General features: G+C 46.4%; 16 protein-coding genes. 6 read left to right on the top strand and 10 right to left on the bottom strand.

The window, feature by feature from the left end; translation table 11 throughout:
* Positions 1-33 precede the first annotated feature (33 nt).
* Positions 34-246: an immunity 17 family protein gene (locus FE296_RS23805; protein WP_047842001.1), complete on the top strand. Its 213-nt coding sequence runs from the start codon at positions 34-36 to the stop codon at positions 244-246.
* A gap of 253 nt (positions 247-499) precedes the next feature.
* Here FE296_RS23805 and FE296_RS23800 read toward each other — a convergent pair whose 3' ends face one another.
* Together FE296_RS23800 and FE296_RS23795 are read right to left on the bottom strand one after the other, a co-directional pair.
* A complete protein-coding gene (locus FE296_RS23800; protein WP_150366561.1) occupies positions 500-3,088 on the bottom strand; it encodes a glycine betaine ABC transporter substrate-binding protein in 2,589 nt (862 codons plus the stop codon).
* On the bottom strand, positions 3,054-4,283 hold the full coding sequence (locus FE296_RS23795) for a quaternary amine ABC transporter ATP-binding protein (protein ID WP_124116993.1): 1,230 nt from the start codon (positions 4,281-4,283) through the stop codon (positions 3,054-3,056). Before FE296_RS23795 ends, FE296_RS23800 begins: the two co-directional genes overlap by 35 nt.
* Positions 4,284-4,784: 501 nt before the next feature.
* On the opposite strand from FE296_RS23795, the gene FE296_RS23790 reads away from it, so the two are divergent.
* Entirely contained in the window at positions 4,785-5,360 is a 576-nt protein-coding gene (locus FE296_RS23790) for a GbsR/MarR family transcriptional regulator (protein WP_124116992.1), read from the top strand.
* 127 nt (positions 5,361-5,487) lie between these two features.
* Here FE296_RS23790 and FE296_RS23785 read toward each other — a convergent pair whose 3' ends face one another.
* Positions 5,488-7,119 carry a helix-turn-helix domain-containing protein gene (locus FE296_RS23785; protein ID WP_190945493.1) on the bottom strand — a complete coding sequence of 544 codons (1,632 nt, stop codon included), beginning with the start codon at positions 7,117-7,119 and terminating at the stop codon, positions 5,488-5,490.
* A gap of 186 nt (positions 7,120-7,305) precedes the next feature.
* Positions 7,306-8,592 (bottom strand): DUF5050 domain-containing protein, encoded by a 1,287-nt coding sequence (locus FE296_RS23780; protein ID WP_150366559.1) that lies wholly within the window; start codon positions 8,590-8,592, stop codon positions 7,306-7,308.
* A gap of 243 nt (positions 8,593-8,835) precedes the next feature.
* Here FE296_RS23780 and FE296_RS23775 point away from each other — a divergent pair, with 243 nt between their 5' ends.
* Together FE296_RS23775 and FE296_RS23770 are read left to right on the top strand one after the other, a co-directional pair.
* On the top strand, positions 8,836-9,849 hold the full coding sequence (locus tag FE296_RS23775) for a Gfo/Idh/MocA family oxidoreductase (RefSeq protein ID WP_150366558.1): 1,014 nt from the start codon (positions 8,836-8,838) through the stop codon (positions 9,847-9,849).
* A 32-nt stretch (positions 9,850-9,881) separates the two neighbouring features.
* Positions 9,882-10,868: a Gfo/Idh/MocA family protein gene (locus FE296_RS23770; RefSeq protein ID WP_317889427.1), complete on the top strand. Its 987-nt coding sequence runs from the start codon at positions 9,882-9,884 to the stop codon at positions 10,866-10,868.
* Between the two features lie 3 nt (positions 10,869-10,871).
* On the opposite strand, the gene FE296_RS23765 is transcribed toward FE296_RS23770, so the two are convergent.
* The 3 genes from FE296_RS23765 to FE296_RS23755 form a co-directional block, all read right to left on the bottom strand.
* Complete coding sequence (locus FE296_RS23765; RefSeq protein ID WP_150366556.1) at positions 10,872-11,666, bottom strand: MurR/RpiR family transcriptional regulator; 795 nt, start codon at positions 11,664-11,666, stop codon at positions 10,872-10,874.
* 138 nt (positions 11,667-11,804) lie between these two features.
* A complete protein-coding gene (locus tag FE296_RS23760) occupies positions 11,805-12,638 on the bottom strand; it encodes an ABC transporter permease subunit (RefSeq protein ID WP_124116987.1) in 834 nt (277 codons plus the stop codon).
* Positions 12,631-13,536, bottom strand: coding sequence for an ABC transporter ATP-binding protein (locus FE296_RS23755; protein ID WP_150366555.1), 906 nt, complete (start codon positions 13,534-13,536; stop codon positions 12,631-12,633). The genes FE296_RS23760 and FE296_RS23755 overlap by 8 nt, the downstream gene beginning before the upstream one ends.
* Before the next feature lie 444 nt (positions 13,537-13,980).
* Between FE296_RS23755 and FE296_RS23750 the strand changes: the two genes are divergently transcribed.
* Both FE296_RS23750 and FE296_RS23745 read left to right on the top strand, forming a co-directional pair.
* Positions 13,981-15,816 (top strand): HSP90 family protein, encoded by a 1,836-nt coding sequence (locus tag FE296_RS23750; protein ID WP_150366554.1) that lies wholly within the window; start codon positions 13,981-13,983, stop codon positions 15,814-15,816.
* Positions 15,816-16,865, top strand: a complete 1,050-nt coding sequence (locus tag FE296_RS23745; protein WP_124116984.1) for a hypothetical protein — start codon at positions 15,816-15,818, stop codon at positions 16,863-16,865. Before FE296_RS23750 ends, FE296_RS23745 begins: the two co-directional genes overlap by 1 nt.
* Before the next feature lie 151 nt (positions 16,866-17,016).
* Here the strand turns inward: FE296_RS23745 and FE296_RS23740 are convergent, their stop codons facing one another.
* From FE296_RS23740 to FE296_RS23730, 3 genes are read right to left on the bottom strand one after another with little or no spacing between them, the layout of a single operon-like run.
* Positions 17,017-19,224 (bottom strand): serine hydrolase domain-containing protein, encoded by a 2,208-nt coding sequence (locus FE296_RS23740; protein ID WP_124116983.1) that lies wholly within the window; start codon positions 19,222-19,224, stop codon positions 17,017-17,019.
* A 50-nt stretch (positions 19,225-19,274) separates the two neighbouring features.
* On the bottom strand, positions 19,275-20,045 hold the full coding sequence (locus FE296_RS23735) for a DUF3169 family protein (RefSeq protein WP_076251515.1): 771 nt from the start codon (positions 20,043-20,045) through the stop codon (positions 19,275-19,277).
* A 1-nt stretch (position 20,046) separates the two neighbouring features.
* Entirely contained in the window at positions 20,047-20,256 is a 210-nt protein-coding gene (locus FE296_RS23730) for a helix-turn-helix transcriptional regulator (RefSeq protein ID WP_017690042.1), read from the bottom strand.
* Between the last annotated feature and the right edge of the window lie 74 nt (positions 20,257-20,330).

Below are 20,330 nucleotides of genomic sequence, written 5' to 3'. Positions count from 1 at the left end.
TAGACAGGATTATATTGAAGGAGTGTTGACGACATGCAAGATCAACCCGTTTTAATCGCACTATTTGCCATAGCGGCAGGAATTTTTAGTTTGCTCGGAGGTATCAACAATTGGGATTGGTTTATGAAGAGCTTTAGAGCAGGAATTTTTGTGAAGACTATTGGAAGACAGGGCGCAAGAGTAGTATATGGTATTCTCGGTGTAGTCATGATTGTCATTGGTGTACTACTGTTACTGATCGGATAGTTATTGGGAAATAAACGAACTCACCAAGTATCATCTACATACGATGTTCATGAGCGAAGGCGAAGTAAGAGGATATGTGAGAAGAGTAAAATGGAAAAGCGTGTGAATGCTCGAAGTAGAAGTATGCAGTATGACCAGGATAGAATATCAAATCAAATAGCATGCCTGAAAAAATCATAGCCATAACAAAAAGACCACCGAAAAATTTCGGTGGTCTTTTTACCAAATTCAGGTTTATTCATCTCAATCTGGTTTAATTATCTTTTAAGTCTTCAACAGAATTGATATCCATGTAAGTCGGAACAACCAGACCTTGTTTAACTCCTGTCATGCTGACAGCTATATCTTCAATCTGGTCACCATATGTCTCCCAGTAGTCCCCATGTGTAAGCGGGAGCCAAACGGCTGGAGAAGCATCAATATCACCTGCTGCCAAGCCTGCCCACATTGGACCAGCTTCGACTTGCAGTGCTTTGACTGTGTAACCCAGATCCGTCTCAAGCACATACTTCATCAGGTTGGTACTCGCAATTTCAGAGTCCCATGCAACATAACCGAGACGTAAATTGTCACCTTTAACCGGGGTTAACCCCTTGGTCCATTCTTCAATTTGGTCCGGATGTTTTTCTGCATAAGTCTTGGCAGCTTCTTCAGGCGAAACGCCCTTTTGAATGTCTACCATAATTTCACTCATTTGATCCGCAGTCCAATTAAAACGAGAGAAGAACTCATAGGCAACGGGATGATCTTCTTTGATTCCCTTACGTCCAACCGTGTGAACTTCCTCTGCATCGCCGAAAATTAAGTCGGGATCGTCCAAATACTTCAGATCATACTGATTGAACATCCAGTGCGGAGTCCAACCCGTAACGATGATTGGTTCTTCATTTTTATAAGCTTTGTCCAATGATGCAGTCATTGCTGCTCCAGAGCCTTCAATCAGATTCCAGTTAGACAAATCATAATGCTTAATGGCGTTTGCTGTGGCCTTCATCAGACCTGCACCTGGATCAATACCAACAATCTGGTGATTAACCTCTTCGCCCACATTAGCACTTGCCGATGGAGTGGAAGAAGCGGCACCTGTCTCCAGATCTGCAATCGAATTGACTTCAGTCATGTAACTAGGAACCACGAGGCCTGTACGTACACCTGTCATATTGGCCCCCAGGTCGTCTACCTGGTCTTTGTAACGTTCCCAGTAGTCTGCGTGTGTCAATGGCAGCCAAGCTGCTGGAGAGGCATCTACATCGCCTGAGGCAACACCCGTCCACATTGGTCCGGCTTCGACTTGCAGAGCGTTAACTTTATAACCCAATTCGTTTTCCATCACATATTTCAGCAAGTTCGTACTTGCGATTTCGGAATCCCAAGCCACATAGCTCAGTTTGAATGCATCACCGTTCACTGGAGTCAGACCTTTGGTCCACTCAGCAATCTGATCGGCATGTTTCTCAGCATAGGCTTTAGCTGCTTCTTCTGCGGATATGCCATCCTGGATAGCAGTCATCATTTCACCCATTTCATCCGATGTCCATTGGAAACGGGACAGGAATTCAAACGCAACAGGGTGATCTTCTTTCAGACCTTTACGGGCGATGGTATGAATTTCTTCAGCATCACCGAAAGATTTCTCAGGGTCTTCCAGATATTTCAGATCATATTTGTTGAACATCCAGTGCGGAGTCCAGCCTGTAATAATGATTGGTTCTTCATTTTTGATCGCTTTGTCCAGCGTGGCCGTCATGGCTGCACCAGAGCCTTCAATCAGAGTCCAGTCAGTCAGTTTATAGTCTTCGATCGCTTTTGCAGCGGACTTCATGATACCAGCCCCTGGATCGATACCAATAATCTGATAGTTCACTTCTTGACCTACAGCATTGGCTGCTGAATTGTTGCCACCAGCGGAAGTTGTGCCACCAACGAAGTATTGTGAGAAACCAGCTACAAGTACAAGGAATGTTGCCGCAGCAGTGATCCATGCTTTTTGCTTGGCTGTAATGCGTGAGTTCTTTTTGCGACCTGGCATAAACACATTTTGTGTAAAACGGTCCAGGACAATCGCGAGTACAACAACAGCCAGACCGGCTTCGAAACCTTTACCGATTTGCAGTTGTGTTACAGCACGATAGACTTCCGCACCAATACCTTGTGCACCGATCATGGATGCAATAACAACCATGGACAGTGACAGCATGATGGTCTGGTTAATACCGGACATCACGGTAGGCAAAGCGAGTGGAAGTTGTACTTTGAACAACTTTTGCATGGAAGTTGAGCCGAATGCATCAGCTGCTTCAACCAATTCGCCAGATACCTGTCTGATACCCAGGTGAGTCAGACGAATCGTTGGCGGAATCGCAAATATAACGGATGCGATAACACCTGGAACGACACCAAGACTAAAGAATGTAACCGCAGGCAGCAAGTAGACAAATGCAGGCATCGTCTGCATGAAGTCAAGCAGCGGGGTAATGATACGCGCCGCAGTTTTACTGTATGCGAGCCAGATTCCGACAGGCACACCAAGCAGGATCGAAACCAATCCTGAAGTGATAACCAGACCCAGTGTGTCCATCGATTGGGACCAGTATCCCAAGTTATCTACGAGCAAGAACCCGATAACCGTAAATAGTGTCAGTGGGAGTCGACCTACGAGGAACGCAAGAACACCCAATATGGCAATGAACAGGAGTGGATGGGGCAGCATGAACAGCCCGGAGAAGAATCCGACTACTGCTTGAATAACAACAGAGATTACATTAAACAATCCGGAGAGCGAGGAGCTCATCCAGTCAACGATGGATTCAATCCACGATGCTAGTGGTATTTTGGGAATCATTCGCAAGTTCCTCCTTTACTGCAACTTCACCGCTAAGTGCACCCAGCAGGGCACCGCGGACGATAACACCTTGCAGACGGCCATTCTCACCAACAACAGCGAGCGGCACATGGGCAGAACTTACAATCTCGAACAATTCATGAATCAAGGTCTCAGGCGCAACAGTAGGCCCGTCCGTGATCAGAATGTCGTTCAATAATTTGTTTTCGCGCATGGCACGGGTTGCATCTTCAGCTGTAATAACACCAAGCAATTTTTTCGACCGGTCAATGACAAACAGGTTGGAAATACCACGTTCGCGCATTAATTCGAGGGCAACACGAGGACCACGATCAAGCGTAATTGTTTCAGGGCGACGCATTACGTGAGATGCTGTAAGGACCTTGGACAGATCCACGTCTTCGACGAAGCGGGCCACATATGAGTTGGCCGGTTGAATCATGATTTCTTCCGGTGTACCGATCTGCACAACTGCGCCGTCTTTCATGAGGGCAATACGATCGCCGATGCGCAGCGCTTCGTCCAAGTCATGGGTAATGAAAATAATGGTCTTTTTCATTTTATCCTGAAGCTCGATCAACTCATCTTGCATATCACGGCGAATCAATGGATCAAGAGCACTGAAGGCTTCATCCATCAGTAGTACTTCCGGGTCATTGGCAAGTGCACGCGCCAAGCCGACACGTTGCTGCATCCCGCCACTGAGTTCATCTGGCATTTTGTCTTCCCAGCCTTTAAGGCCAACCAGCTCCAGTGAAGTTTTCGCCTTCTCCCGGCGTACTTCCTTGTCTACTTTTTGTATTTCCAATCCATACTCCACATTATCAAGAACGGTACGGTGCGGGAACAACGCAAACTTCTGGAAGACCATGCTGATCGTTTTCCGGCGCACTTCGCGCAATTGTTCTTTGTTCATCTTGCGTAGATCCTTACCATGGACCAGAATTTCTCCGGATGTTGGTTCAATCAAACGGTTGAACATCCGAACCAGTGTGGATTTACCACTACCGGACAGTCCCATAATAACGAAAATCTCGCCTTCTTTAATGTCCATGTTGACCCGGTTGACACCAACCGTTATCTGTTTTTCTTTGGCCAACTTTTCTTTACCCCAACCTTGCTCCAGTAATTGCAGACCTTGCTCGGTTTGGGGGCCAAACAATTTACTTACGTTTTTCACTTCAAGTATGGTCATGTTTTCACCCCTTCTGATGTGTTGTGCACTTCGAACGGCTTTCAGCATCCATAAGCCCATACACTTATGCGCCCAGCCACGAAATCCGGTAGTTGTTGCTTCGCTTCCCGTCTTTCTGGGTAACGAGTTTAATACTAACAATACTTAACCAGTATATCAACCGAATAAACAGTACATAATGTTTGTACAGTAAAAACTGTACAAAGTTTTTCGTCCAAATACTCCGTCATTCTCCTTATTCTGGCTAATAAGGCAGCTTTACATTTGACATTGCTTTTCCTACAATAGAAAATGAGCTGAATTGAAGCTGAATTTTTTGGTTAAAAGATAGTCATAGGCAATTGTAGCCTGGTAAAGTTCCCATTTTCATACATTGGGTGAATGAAAGCCCTCTGGCATATATGATGTCCGGCCGAGTGCTTTCCCATGTAAGCAGGACTTTTAAAGTGTTGCAATTATTTCGCCAAAGACTGTGGAATGTTCAGAATGGAGGTTGCAAGCATGGGCTTGGACCATTTACAAGAGGAACAGCAGGCAACCGTGCTGAAGATTCGTAAGCGTGTCATTGAAGCCATTGGACGTAATATGGATCTTTACGGCGTTACGCTGTCGACGGGACACTTATATGGATTGCTATTTTTTGCAGACAAACCAATGACCCTTGACGATATGGGACGGGAAATGGAAATGAGCAAAACGAGTATGAGTACAGGTGTACGAACACTGCTGGATTTGAAAATGGTAAATAAAGTATGGAGCAAAGGTTCCAGGAAAGATCTATATGAAGTGGAATATGACTGGCATCAGACATTTACGGATTATTTTGCAATTAAGTGGAGAAAAGCCGTGGAGAGTAACCTTCAGATTCTACGCAAATCGATTGAAGAACTGAATCGACTAGTCGATGATTTGGATGAAGAGGCGGATGCTGAACTTATCCATATCCTGATGGAAGACAAACACAAAGTTTTGCAAGCGGAAGCATATTACAAATGGTTGGATCGGTTGATTGATACCATGGAAGATGAAGAGATATACAAGCTGGTTCCGAAGGAAGAGATTAAGGAACATTCATAATGACATGCAAAGGGCCCTTTCCGTTATAGGAGAGGGCCCTTTGGCCTGTGCAATATCTTACTGAATTATAATGAAGGAACACGTTGTAAAAGATAATCTTGTCCATCGTATCAACCTATGTTCTCATCTAATGTCCGATCAGACCTGCCTGAGGAAAGACTACAGACTGCTGAGTAATCTGTTCCAGTTCGTTCAGAATCTGCAACCGGCCAGCCGGGGTCCAGCATAACCGTTGCCAGTTCGAAATATCGTGAACGTTACCATACAATACAGCAGGGGATCGATTCCACGATGCCGTTTGTTTCATGCGTCGGAACACCTTTTCACTGGCAGGCTGAAGCGAAGCACGATGGATCAACAGGTAATCCGTGTCCAGCACGGGGATACTTTCCGCAACATACTCATTTCTGGAACTTTCGGGAGATACAAGCTGAGCAGGCTGAAGTCCCAATTCAGCATACAACAAGTGATTTAATGGATGCTCGCCAGTTCCTTGTAAGCGAATAAACTGATTCGTAACCTCCATCAGAGCCAACCGTTTTTGTCCGAAATAGGGTTGTAGGTTCAGGCTTGCTTCAAGCTTGCGAAACGCAAGTTCTTTGAAATTTAGCAACGCTTGCTTCTCACGTCCGACCAGTTCGGCTATGCGAATATGGTTCTCTTTCCAGTCATCAGTGGGCTCCAAGATGATGGTGGGTGCAATACTTTTCAGGCGATCATAGTAGGGCTTGTGGTAAAAGTCACCGATAATCAAGTCTGGCTTCGCCTGCCGAAGTTGATCTAATTGTCTGGTTAATCGGCGTTCTTGTTCATATTCATCCGATTCTCGGTCAAACACACCTTCACCTTCCAGCACAGCTACCGGGCGCAGTCCAAGCGAGGCCAAGTTCTCATGGAATCCCATAATGGATGCCGTAGCTACGCGAAGTTGATCTCTTTTCATATATACGCTGGGAGCAATCCCCAAGGTTTGTTTGAATTTGCGGCTAAAATAATACTCATTGCCATACCCGACAGATACCGCGACGTCTTTGAGGACACAGGAATCCTCTGTCAGCTGTTTCTTGGCTTCGTTTATACGTAAACGATTCAGGTAATCGGTCGGTGACATGCCTTTGGCCTTCTTGAAACTGCGTGAATAAGAACTGGGTGTGAGTCCAGCAATCTTGGCAAGCTGATCCATGCTGATCCCTTCACTCATGTAACGTCGCATATACATAATACTGCGTTCCAAGGCAGGGTCTACTTTCTCATGATTGGCTTCCAACCGGTTCTCTGAGAGAAATTGCAGCAGTTCATGCAGCTGGCTATGTATGCTGATAAAGTGATCCGGTTGAAGACCGCGATAGGTTTCATGCAGTTGTTCCAAACGTAATACAGCCTGCTGCTCATGACGAACCAGCAACCTGCCTGTCTGCCAATCCAGCGGGAAGGCAGGTGAAGAGGTCATTTTCCATTCACCACGTACTTGCTGCAAACAAACCGTATCCATGCTTAGCAATATACATTCGGTCACATTCGAGCGTGCGGCGGCCTCAATGGTTGTTCCTGGCTTCAGTACAAACAAGTTGCCCGTTTGCGCCGTATAGACTGTATCATTCAGGACCAGAACACCGTCTCCTTGCAAAATAAGACAGAGCATGGGCCGTGACACCGTCTTGCCTTGCACACGGAAATTCTCCCCACGACGCACACGGCACATGGAGGAGAGGAGTGGTAGAGATGAGGTTTCAGCAATGAAGGGAAACTGTTCAGTCATACGGACCATCCTTTTGTCTTATTTTCTTAATGATAACAATTATCATTCTCATATGGAAGATATTTTTGAAAAATAGTTTTCGACAACCAAAAAAGGACTACCAAGAGCCGTTATGGCTGCATGGTAATCCTTTTTGTTATGGACAAGTCCGTTGAATGGGCTATATGCCTGAATCAACATTATATGTTAGTACGGTGTCACCAATAGAATATTGTCGAGGAAAACGTCACTCATTACTTTTTTCCCTGTTCCACCGGTTTGCACGTGATACAAGCGATATTGATCTTTGGCATTGATATAGAAGAGGCCCGCAACATCATCTCTGATATGGAATGCATCCCATTCGTCCCCGGTAAGTTTCGTTACCTTGAGAGCTGTATTAACCGAATAGAGTCCGTTGTTGCCCGAGATGTATGCAGCCGTAGATGTAGCATTGGTCAATTGATTCGCAACATACGTTACATTTGTCAGGTTCAGGTTGGCGGATTTGGTCACTTTGTTGCCCGAGACCGTTTTGGCATAAGCCTTTTTGTCTGCATCAATAAGGACAACCTTGTCTGTACCTAAGGCACTTACTTCCCGAACGCTTTTGTTATGAAGCTGAAGTGTTTTGGCTGAAGTCGTTAACGCAAACGCTTTGCCTTTGGCATAATTGTAATCCTTATTGTTGTCGAGAACGATTCCTTTGTTATACACGTAAAGATTGTTTCCCCAACCACCGGAATATACAGCATTCACATCCAGTTTGGCTTTGGGATTAACAGCGGTCGCTTTACCAGTGTTGTAGTTCACCTTATACATGACAACAGCATTGGTGGAATAGTAATCCTCGTACGGGTCTGTATTTACCATCAGTTGCAGTTCGTTTTTGGCTTGATTTGTAAAATAACGTCCTTCCACCGCGCCTGCGGCAATCCGCTGCACAGCTCCAGAACCGTTGGACGTTTTGGACACGATCCACGTGTTTCCGTTAACCAACGCATTATAGTAGGCACGCCCTTTGGTTACCAGGAGGAATGGAAAGTCGGTATCAGCCTTGTCAGCAATCTTGGTGACAGCTGAAGCGTCACTATTGCCATTCGCGCGATAAATGGTACCTGTAGCATCCAGATAATAGATGAATCCATTATCCGTATAATAGCTGAGTACATCTGTAGCAAATGTCTCTGCCGCATCGCTGGACCCGTCATTCGGAACCCGGAGCAATGTTGTGGAAGAAGCAGTCTGCGTGTAGTAGAGATAAGAGCCTGCCGCGTGCAAGTCCACCCCTTGGAAATCAATTAATACTTCTGTCGTATTGCTGCCATCCGCGGAAACTTTGTACAAAACTCCGTCGGACTCATAATACACCGTGGATTGGCTAAGTGAAGCTGCCTGGGCTGCGGTTCCACCTCCCAATGTCATTGCTGCAATGAGTGTAAATAACAGCAATGTACAGATGGTGCGTTGCAAGTATGTATACCCTGTTTTCATTCGTTCATCGTCCCCTTCGTTCTTCTATATGTATGTCGTTAATTCCTTATGTTATATCGGTAAACTATGGAAGATATGTTAGATCTCAAACATGAAAAAAAGAAGAGGATGAAATTGAATTTCATAGTCATTCAAACCTGAAATCGAATTGCGAATGATGCTGCCAATCCGGTTCCAAAGCATTCTCCGCCTGACTGGATCGTGATAACATAACATTCAACCAGAGCAGAGGAGTGAGCGATCATGTTAATGAATGTGGCGATCATCGGATTTGGGAACGCAGTGGTGAATTATCATTTGCCTTATCTGGACAAAAAAGAAAACATCAAGGTGAAGACGATATACCGTCGCGAGGAAGATCGGGTTGGCGATACAGAGCGTGAATCACGCTATCCCGAGATTGATTTTACGACGAATATCGAAGACATATTGCAGGATGATGAGATTGAGTTGATTGTTGTTGCCTCCCATGTGGATAGCCATGTTGAGTACGCCAAGCTGGCCTTGGAACACGGAAAACATGTGCTGGTGGAGAAACCTTTTGCCTCCACTTCTGCGGAAGCCAAAGATATCTTTGAACTAGCCACTCGTAAAAATCTCATCGCCATGCCAAATCAAAATCGCAGATTTGATGGTGACTTCCTGACATTGAAAAAAGTGATTGAGGGCGGCAAACTGGGGAATATTGTTGAAATCCAGTCTCACTATGATTATTTTCAGCCACAGTACGCGAGAAGTGGATTTGGATTGCTGCATGGTTTGGCCGTACATACGATCGATCAGTTAATCTCCATCTATGGCGTAGCTGACCGAATTGATTATGATGTTCGGAGTTTGATCGCGCCGGGTGAATCCGATGAATATATCGATATTGATTTTCGTTATGGACGAATGAAGGCCACGATTAAGTGCAGTCTGCTTGTGAAGATCGAACATCCAAAATTCATTGTCCACGGGGATCGAGGGAGCTTTGTTAAATACAGCAGTGGACATCAGACGAAAAATGGAGATGGACGAACCAGGGTATCCATTCAAGCTGAACCGGAGGATAACTGGGGGACGATTAGTTATGTGGACGATGAGGGAACATCACATACGGAGAAAGTTCCTTCGGAAGCGACAGACTATGGCATTTTATATGATCAACTGCTTCAAGCCATTCGACATAACGGCGATAAACCGGTCAAGGATGAAGAGGTTTTATATGTATTGGATATTTTACATGACGGAATCGAAGCAGCGAAGAGAGCCAACTGACAAACAACCAACGACAGGAGCGAAACGATATGCTGAATATAGCAACGATTGGTACAGGGTCCATTGTGGATGCCATTTTAGCTGCGATCAATGAACTGGATGATGTTACATGTACAGCGATGTACTCCCGGAAGAGAGAGACAGCACAGGAGCTTGCAGGTAAGTATGGGGTCGATACCATCTATACGGACCTGGAATCCCTATTTTCAGATACAAATGTAGATCTCGTATATATTGCTTCACCCAACAGCATGCACTACAAACAGGCCTATCAGGCACTTCAACATGGCAAACATGTCGTCTGCGAAAAACCGTTCACGTCCACGCTTCAGGAAGCAGAAACGCTGATTGCACTTGCAAAAGAAAAGAATCTGTTGCTGTTTGAAGCCATCTCCAACATTCATCTGCCTAATATTAAAGTCATACAGGAGCAGCTACCAAAGCTTGGTCCGATCAAACTCATCCAGTGTAACTACAGTCAATACTCGCGCAAATACAATGATCTGCTTGCAGGGGAAACACCGAACGTATTCAATCCACAATTCTCTGGTGGAGCGCTGATGGATATCAATATTTATAATCTGCATCTGGTCATGAATCTGTTTGGCAGTCCGAATACCGTATCGTATACCGCGAACCAGCATGCAAACGGCATTGATACGTCAGGTGTTGTGGTTCTCAAGTATCCGGAGTTTATTGCGGAATGTGTAGGTGCCAAAGACACAAACAGCATGAACTTTGTACTCATTCAGGGAGAGAAAGGTTATCTTCAGGTTGTGGGAGGAGCAAACGGTTGCCGGGAGATCAAGCTTCAAATCGGGAATGAGCCTGCTGAGGCGTATAATGCCCAGACTAAACCCAATTGGCTGTACTATGAGTGGGAAGCGTTCAGGGACATTCATGCAAGTGGTGATTACAAACGGTGTTACGAACTACTCGAACACAGCCAGGCTGTGATGAGTGTACTTATGAGTGCACGTCAGGATGCCGGGATTGTATTTGCAGCAGATCCACGGTAATCGTTAATACGTATCGCTAATGCTCCCCATGTACAACATGTCGAAAATGTAGAGTACCGAGATCATCGAAGACATTTTGGATAGCCTTAATTGTTCATTGTATCCATAAGCCAGCAGCGTTTCATCACAATGCTTGGATAGGGTTGAATGGTTGTTGCCCGTGACCGCGATGACTTTCATGTGTTTGCTATTGAGCACTTTGGCGGCTTCAATCATGGATTGGTTCTCACCTGTGTGTGAGATAACAAAAGACAGCGTCAGGCTATTGGGATTCATCGTGTTCAAATAATGCATGTTTGGACTATTGTGAGCAATCGCAGATATGCCGAGTTCATTCCACTTGGCACAAGCCTGTTGAGCCAGATAATAATTCATATCACTGCCATAGACATCGATACGTCCGGATTCTTTGACCCAGCTAGCAATTCGTAGCAAAACAGAAGTGTTTAACATCCGGCGGGTATCCTCCAGCGCCTGCTGGTACAGGTAAGGAACCGAGTCGATGGCAGCCAGCACGTTGCCTTGTTCTGCAATTGCATGATCCTGCGTTTGCATCGCGGAAGGAATCTGTTGATATTCAAGAGCAAGCTTTAACTGAAAGTCTGGGTACCCCTTGGTACCCAGCTTTTTGCATAGGCGAACAATGGTGGAAGAGCTTGTATAAGTCTGCTGAGCCAGTTCATGGGCTGTAGAATCAAATACAACTTCGGGGTTGCTCAGGATATAGTCCACAATATGTTTCTCCTGTGCCGTTAATTGTGAAGCATATTTTAATTTTTGAAGTAGTTTGGATTCCATACAGTTGTTCCATTCCTCTCTAAAATATCATCCCATAGCATATATCTCCACATCATAACCTGCACTTATTTATTTCTCAATCTGTATGGCGGAGCGACAGTGTAGTTTGTTGAATTTCGTCGCTACACTCCACACCATTCAGATCTGACTTTCGGCCAGTTGCTGACGACTATTCCACGCCGTGACCAGACGAAGAAGAACCAAACTTATGAGCAGGAGCACTGCTCCAATCATGAGTAACATCCAAGGACCAATCAGCAGCATGCCACTGGCTTGACCAGCGACCAAGGCGATGAGGGGAAGGACAATTAATCCGCCAAGCTGATAGGCTTCCTGGAACCCACGGACCTTGGCCGAGATAAGGACGTTTAATAAAATGACCATAAGACTGCAAGCGGGAACAACCCAGACCACAAGTATGATCCAGTTCAGATTGGGAAACATCAACGTTCCAAACATGGGGTACATCAGAATATTGGCAATGATTCCATAGATCAGGAAAGTAACCCAGGATAATAGAATGGAAGGGATCAGGGCAGCTAGCACTTTGCCTTTAAAAAGAGTGTTCATACTTATCGGTGTGAATAACAACCCTTCCAGCGTCTTGCGTTCCTTCTCACCAGCGAAACTATTGGCCGTCAGAATACTGGAGGCCATCACCGGAATGATGAGAAACAAGGGAGCGAACATATACATGGCCAAGTAATAGACAATACGATGATTATCTGTAGGCATGGAAGCAAGCTGGGGAATCTGTCCACCATGGGTTAACGCATCCAATGATTCGAGTAGAAAGCTGATGTTGCCCAGAGAACGAAGTTCCATTCTGGAGGCCGCCCACAGGAGGGCGGAGGGCATGATGATTCCAATAATCAGTGGAACGATCAACATGGGCAACCAGAGCTGAACGCTGGCTGTGACGGACCGGATATCTTTGCGTACCAGTGCACGTATGGCTTGGCGGTTATTCATGGTGGTGTGCCTCCCTTATGGCAAAATAGATACTTTCCAGATCACTGCCCGTGATGCGGGCCTGATATACTTGACCATGCTCCGTTAATTGCCTTAGCAGTAATGGAATATCTTCACGCGATGTAAGCTGGAATGTCGCTTGATGTGCGGAGATGATTTCAGGTGTAAAGTTGGTTGCCGTGTGCCATCCATCGGACATGTCGGCTTCCACTTCGAGCTTCGGAGTGGACAGGTACCGGCTAACAATCTCCTGTTCCGTGCCTTCCTCCACGATGCGCCCCTTTTCCATGAAAATATAATGATCACAGACGGCTGACAGTTGGGACAGCACGTGGGATGAGACCAGGATAGTCATCTTTTCTTCCTTATTTAACTGACGGATAATGCGCAGTACCATCTGAATTCCATCCGGATCCAGGCCATTGGTGGGCTCATCCAGAAACAGGATGGAAGGACGGTGCAGGAGTACTCGTGCAAGGCCCAAGCGTTTCTTCATGCCTGTGCTATAGGTGCCGACTTTTCGATGCTGATAATCCTGCAACTCGAACAGAGTTACAAGCTCGTCGATTCGTTTCTTGGCATGCTTCAGGCCAAAAACATCTGCGAAGAAAGTCAGATTGTCACGCCCGCTCATATTTTCATATAATCCACTTTGTTCGGTAAGAGTGCCACACATGGCCAGTACTTTCTCCGCCTCACGAGCGGCGTCCAATCCGTTAATGGTTACCTGTCCACCGGAAGCGCCTAAGACCCCATTCATGATGCGAATCAGTGTGGTTTTGCCCGAACCGTTGGGTCCAATCAACCCGGTGACACTACCTTGTTTAACTGTAAAACTGACATCATGCAGTGCTTGATGCACCTTGAATTGCTTGGATATGTTGCGTACTTCGATCATGTATATTCACCGTCCGATCTGAGTTTGGAGATTATACGTGCGGTAGGCTGATATCGTTCAAATGGACGACAAAAAAGATATTTTCCTCCTTCAATAGTCCCGAATGTAGGATGCACAATTACCCTGACGTCTGTCTGAAATCGGGTCTCAGGTTTGTTTTCACTCTGCCTTGTAACATGTATCCTTATTTTAGGGTAGAACATCCGTTTCATTGCTATTCATAACGTGGTAATGAAAGATAAGGCCATACGTCTCATGAATGCCTGAAATATGCATATACGCCGGTCTTGGTTATCCAGGGCCGGCTTGACATGATGTTTTGGCGTGCCTGTCACGGGGAACGTCTGTTTCTAACGATTACATAATGAATTCGTCTAACACATCCATATGAATACATTGTATGGATACATATTGTGTTTGGACGTAGAGGAAGGTGAGTGAGTCATGACAGCATCCAATGAATATCGTTTTCAAGTGAACCTGAGCGGGATGATCCAGATTTTATCCAACCATCTATATAGTAGTCCTAAGGTGTTCTTGCGCGAACTGATGCAGAATGCGACGGATGCGATCACCGCACGAACGGAGTCGGAGCCGGGGTATCAGGGTGAAGTGCGTGTTGAACTGACGGGAACAGGTGAGCAATTGACCATGATGGTGGAGGACAACGGCATCGGCTTGACTGAAGCTGACATCCATGAATTCCTGGCCATGATTGGACAATCCTCGAAGAGGGGGCAGCAAGCGCTGCTGGATGGAGAGACTTCGTTTATCGGACGTTTCGGGATCGGGTTGTTATCCTGTTTCATGGTGAGTCACGAAATTGTCATGCTGACGCAATCCGCGAAGGGCGGCCCTTCGATGGAGTGGCGGGGCAAGCCGGATGGCACCTATACGATTCGACGGTTGGACACACAGCTGTCCCCGGGGACCAAAGTATATCTGCGTTGCACACCGGACGCGGCGCACTACTTTGAACCAGATTATGTGAAAGAAGCTCTGTTCTATTACGGAGCGTTATTGCCGTATCCGGTCACGTTGCATCATGACGGCGCGCAACATGTGGTGAATAGCGAGACACCGATCTGGCTGATGGACCCTGCACTCGCACGTTCACGCAGAGCGGAGGTATTGGCATTTGGTGAACGTCTGCTTGGCGAGCAGTTCCAAGACTTCATTCCGTTGACGACAGCTTCAGGCCGTACCGGAGGTATTGCTTTTGTACTGCCACACGCGGTTAATCTCAATGCCAAGCGTTCTCACCGGGTTTACCTGAAGCGAATGCTGATTTCGGAGAAGGCCGAGAACATTTTGCCAGAGTGGGCGTTCTTTGTGAAATGTCTGATCTGGACAGATGAGCTTCAACCGACGGCATCACGAGAGCATTTTTATGAAAATGAAAAGCTGGAGGAAGTTCGCTCCGAACTCGGAGACGCACTTCGCAAGGGACTGGCGGACATGGCTGAGAGCCAGACGGAACGGCTACAGAAGCTGATTCGCCTGCATGCCTTATCCATGAAGGCACTGGCTGTGCAGGATCAGGCATTCTACGCGATGATTCATCGCTGGCTGCCTTTTGAGAGTACGAGGGGTCACCGTGAACTGGGTGAGCTGATCGATGAAGGAGAGACGTTGTATTTCACGTCCTCTGTTGATGAGTACCGTCAGATTCATCATGTGGCATCCGCACAATCGATGCTGGTGATTAACGGTGGTTACATCTATGACAGTGACTTGATGGCGACACTGCCGATGACTGTGCACAACGTACACACGGAGCGGCTACAGCCGGATCAGGTCTCGATGAGTTTCACAGATGTGCCACCCGCTGAGCGTAATCAGTATTATGATGCATTGCGACTCGCTGATTCTGCCTTACAGCGCTTCCGTTGTCGGGCTGAGGTGAAAGGTTTTAAGCCATCGGATCTGCCGGTGTTGTTCACGCTGTCTCAGGAATCGTCAACACTTCGTGCGCTGGAAAAAGCAAGCGAGGAGAGCACGGAATTGTTCTCGTCTGTTCTGGGTTCATTGTCTTCTGGCATGAGTTCAGCAGGGTACTCAACCTTGTATTTGAACGTGAGTAATCCGATCATTCAGCGTGTACTGACATCACCGGATGACCAGATGACACCGATTGCCATCGAAATGTTATACGTCAATGCACTGATGATGGGGCATTATGCCATGAGCAAGCAGGAGCTTGAAGTGTTAAATCAGGGCATTGTTCGTTTTATAGATTGGGGTTTGCGTGCAAATACAGATCGTAAGGGGGATGCCTGATGAAGACAGAGATGGACTTTGAAGAACTGATGGACGAGGCCTATGGCTTGCCCAATGGTCCGGCGAAGCTTGGTATGCTGGAGGAAGCGGCAAGAGTTGCCGATGTGAACGGCATGGAGGAAGAGGCATACGAAGCAAGATCGGAGATTGTGGAGACAGCAACATTCTGTGGTTATCCGATGAAAGCACTGATTGCTTTTTCCTGGCAGCTGGGCAAGTTCGACCAACAGCCCGAAGAATATGATGAAGAAACATTAATGTGGTCGTACAAATGGATATTGGGCAAGATGCCCGACTTCCCGGAAATATCACGTGAGAAGATCCTGGAGCTGTTGGAGGATTTCGGACGGCGTTTCAAGTCCTACGGTTACAGCGAACGCTCCTACTGGTATTATCGGTTCCGGATCTTTATGGATTTTGGGGAGCTGGAGGAAGCGGGACGCAGTTATGATCGATTCAGAACGATGGATCGTGACTTTATGAGTGACTGCGAAGCCTGTGAGCAGGATGAGATTATGCGATATTTCTTGTTAAAAGGAGACGATGAGAAGGTGTTGGAGGTCGCCCAGCCTATCCTGAAAGGGCGTATGAGCTGTGCAGAGATTCCGCATCTGACTTTGTCTGAAATTTTGATGCCGCTATATCGGTTGGGACGGACTGCGGAAGCAGATAAACATCAGACCAAGGGATATCGCCTGATCAAAGGCCAGAACGATTTTGTGCAGAGTTTTGCGGAGCAGATGGATTATCTCACACGTACGAATCCTGCAAAAGGCATTGATGTGCTGGAGGAAACACTGGTGTTTGCTGCTGATCATGAAGATCCTTACGCCAAAATGTTGTTTTATGCCAGAGCAGCATCGTTGCTTCGCCGCTGGGCGGAAGAATCTCCGGAATACCGATTGCGTCTGCCAGCATCTTTCCCGTATGAAGGTGATCCAGGCGACCTGCTCAAGCTGGCCGATTACTTTGCGGAGCATGCTCAGACCGCTGCAGCCAAGTTTGATCAGCGCAATGGGAACCGCCATGTATCTTCGTTGATCGAATAGAGACGGATATAACTGAGTAACAGATTTTTATAATGAGTTATGAAAAGTAACGAAAATGGCTTGTTCGAGAAGGATCTTACCCTTCTGAACAAGCCTGTTTTTTTTGCATCATGAGCATGATAAATCTAATCGGTATGAAGATGTTTTATTTTTATTGTGCTGAAGTCGCAGAAGGGACCGGCGCTGGTACTGGAACCGGTGCAGTTTCAGATGTCTCCTCTGCAGCTTCGGCTTCTTCAGCAGGTTCTGCTTGCGGCTGCCTAGCAGCCATCAGTTCAGCGACGATTTGATCTGTTGGTTGGGTAAGCAGCGCATACATAATCGCAGCCTCTTCCTGACGAATCAGAGGTTTGCGGGAAAGTAAATCAATGGATCCATCTTCCAGCACTTTTACCTCAGGTCCATGGATACCAAGCTTCGCCATCATCTGAACGGCTGGTACAGCCCATGGGTCCGTGTGTCCCGCAAGTTTGACATCCGTGAACAGTTCACTAGGATATTGCAGTTGCAGAATTCTCCACATCATGACCATGGCTTCCTGTCGGATAATCACTTGATCCGGCTTAAACTGTTGTTCGTCCTTGCCAGTAATCATACCCATTTCATATCCAAGTTGGATATATCCGGCTGCTGCATGGTCTGCCCAGTCGGTGCCTGCAGGAGGTGTTGTTTTGCTGGGCTTCAATCCACTCAGTTTAAGCGTGTTCTCAATAAATTCAGCTCGTGTCACAGCTGATTTCGGTTGGAAAGACTTGTTAGCATCATTCTCATAATATCCAAGAGATTGTATGGCATAGATTGCTTCAGCATAAGGACTGTTATCACGAACATCCCGGAAGCCCATAGGCTTTTGCCCTTTTTTCTCATAACCCATAGGGTTGAGGTAAGGTTCTTTCATATAGATGGTTCCATCAGCATTTTTCTTGAATGCTGTGAATTGACCGGTCAATTCATCTTTGAAGAGATTATCTTCCACTTGAATCAGGTTGCGTTGACCCAGAAAAACGTCCGAAATGCTCAGTTGTCCAGGCTCTGTACCAGCATTTTTCAGGGAGCTGACGATCGTGCTAATTCGCAGATCCGCGTACAATCCGTTGAAGCGTTGCAGCTCAGCTGCGGATTGCGGCGTGTATGCCTTGAACTGTACAGGCTCTGCATATTGCGGGAAGAAACTTTGAATGAATGCCGGGTAGAACAGATTACGAAGTGCTCCATTTTGATTATACGTCAGGAAAACGCCTGTATTTTGCTCGGGAATAAGGAAGAGATAAGAGCTGAATCCGGTCAGGTCGCCTCCTTTTGTAATGATACTTGGACTACTTCCTGCTCCGGGAAGCTGAAATGCAGCTTCGAATCCATACGTGGTGTTTGGTAACAGTGGATGAATGGAGGAACGGTACTGTTCCATGCTTTTCACCGTGGATTCCTTGAGAATCCGCTCGTTGTCTTTCACGCCATCATTCAGAAACGCAATCATGAACTTCCCGATGTCCTCAGCGGTAGACAACATGCCACCTTGAGGCATTGGTGTTGGAGAGATGGTGTACAGATCAAGCGGATTGTGTGCCGCATCATAGCCTGTAGCTAGCTGCTTTTGGAACTTTTTGTCCAGCATGAAACTGCTGTTATCCATTCCTAGCGGTTTGAAGATATGTTGTTGCATGTAGGATTCAAAGGGCTCGCCGCTTACATTCTCAACAATCATGCCAAGCAGCAAAAACGAGAAATTATCGTACATGTAGGCGCTACCAGGCTCTCGAACGACAGGAGGCATGTGTTGCTGTGCGTAATCCTCCATCGCTATGTACTTATCGAAATCAGTATGGATGTCTTCCTGCTGCGGATCACGGATCTCGAATCCGGTCGTGTGTGTGAGCAGGTTCTCCACAGTTACAGGTTTGTCAAAAGGATTATCAAATTCGAGCCCTTTCACATAGGTCTGAAAATCAGCTTGCAGATCAACCTTGCCTTGCTCGACCAGCTGCATAACAGCTGCTGACGTGAACGTTTTGGAGACAGAGGCTACACGAAAGGCAGTCTTTTTCGGATCGATCGCTGTTTTGCTCTCCACATCGGAGAAGCCATATCCTTTTTCCGCCAGAACTTTGCCATCCTTCACAACAACAACGGAGGCTCCCACATAATGGGCTTTTGCCTCAGGTGAATCGAAGAATGAATCCAGAAATGCTGTAGCCGATTCAGTTGTCAGCGCTTTCGTCTTTCCTTGTTCAGCAGCTACTGGAGTTGCGGTCTCCGCCTGAACTGCGGGTACCCACAGACTGAGAGACAGAACCACAGCCATCAAAGCTCCTGTTAGAGAGGTGAACCTGAAACGGGTCTTTCGTTTGGATAAATGCATGCAAACACTCCTTTATGAAAATATTTACAAAATAGTTACCTACCCATGTATTACTGATTACTCGCACGATAGGTTTCACGATAATAGATTCCAATGTTGGCAATCCAGATTACAGAGAGCATTACGATCGGGAATGGAGCAAAGGTAAAGAGCATCGAATATAGAACCATAGAGACCATTCCGACACCAAGAAGTACATTCATCATCTGAAAAGAACGATAGGCTGCGCGATACACGATCCATTTCTCTCCTTCATCCAGCTTCTCAAAATGATCTTTCTTCATATTGCGCGAGTTCAGATCCAGAGTGCGTTCAGGGTAATAACGGTTGTATCGCTTCACAGTCAGAGTTTGCACGACCACAACGATGATAATAGAGATACACGAAGCAACAAAATTTAAGAGGTTGAACAGTTCTGGAGAATTCGGCATGGTTCGGTTGGATGCATACAATGACAAGGCAAGTGCTGCCCAGGTAAACGTAAGAATAACGCTGAATCCGCTGAGGATCATCGCTTTTCCGAGGGAGCGCTCTGCGGGAGAGATGAGTGAATCGGAATCTCCATAAGCATCATCTTCCATGGGAGGGACAGATGGCGTGCGGGAGAGACTGAAGATGTTCCACACCGTCATAACTACCACAAGAGCTGCCAGGATTGCGAATAAAAGATCATAGTCATAATACACGGACAGCGTCCAGTTCAAGTCAGAAGGGAGTTTACTGACTCCGCTAGCTCCGAGAAAACCAACTACAGCGCCACCTGCTGCATACAAGGGAAGACGCAACCGCTTTTTAATGGACGAGGATGATGAATTTTTCATTTTAATCTCCACCTTTCAGTTCAAAGATTTTTTCAACAGGTTCACGAAATACATGTGCTATTTTTAGTGCCAGAACGACCGACGGAGAGTAATCTCCACGCTCTATCAGGGCAATGGTTTGACGGGATGCACCAATGAGTTTGGCCAGTTCTGCTTGGGATAGCCGGTCTCTGGCTCGTAACTCCCGAACGTGATTGTGTAATTCTTCCACTTGCTCACCTCCATGAACCTAATGTACATGATATTTGACTGAATGTAAACTATAATATACAAAATGTTAAGGAT

Origin of the sequence: Paenibacillus sp. UASWS1643 (assembly GCF_008693195.1) — a bacterium.
GTDB lineage: Bacteria > Bacillota > Bacilli > Paenibacillales > Paenibacillaceae > Paenibacillus > Paenibacillus amylolyticus_B.
The sequence above is the reverse complement of the archived record's forward strand: the minus strand, read 5'-3'. Positions and strand labels throughout refer to the sequence as shown.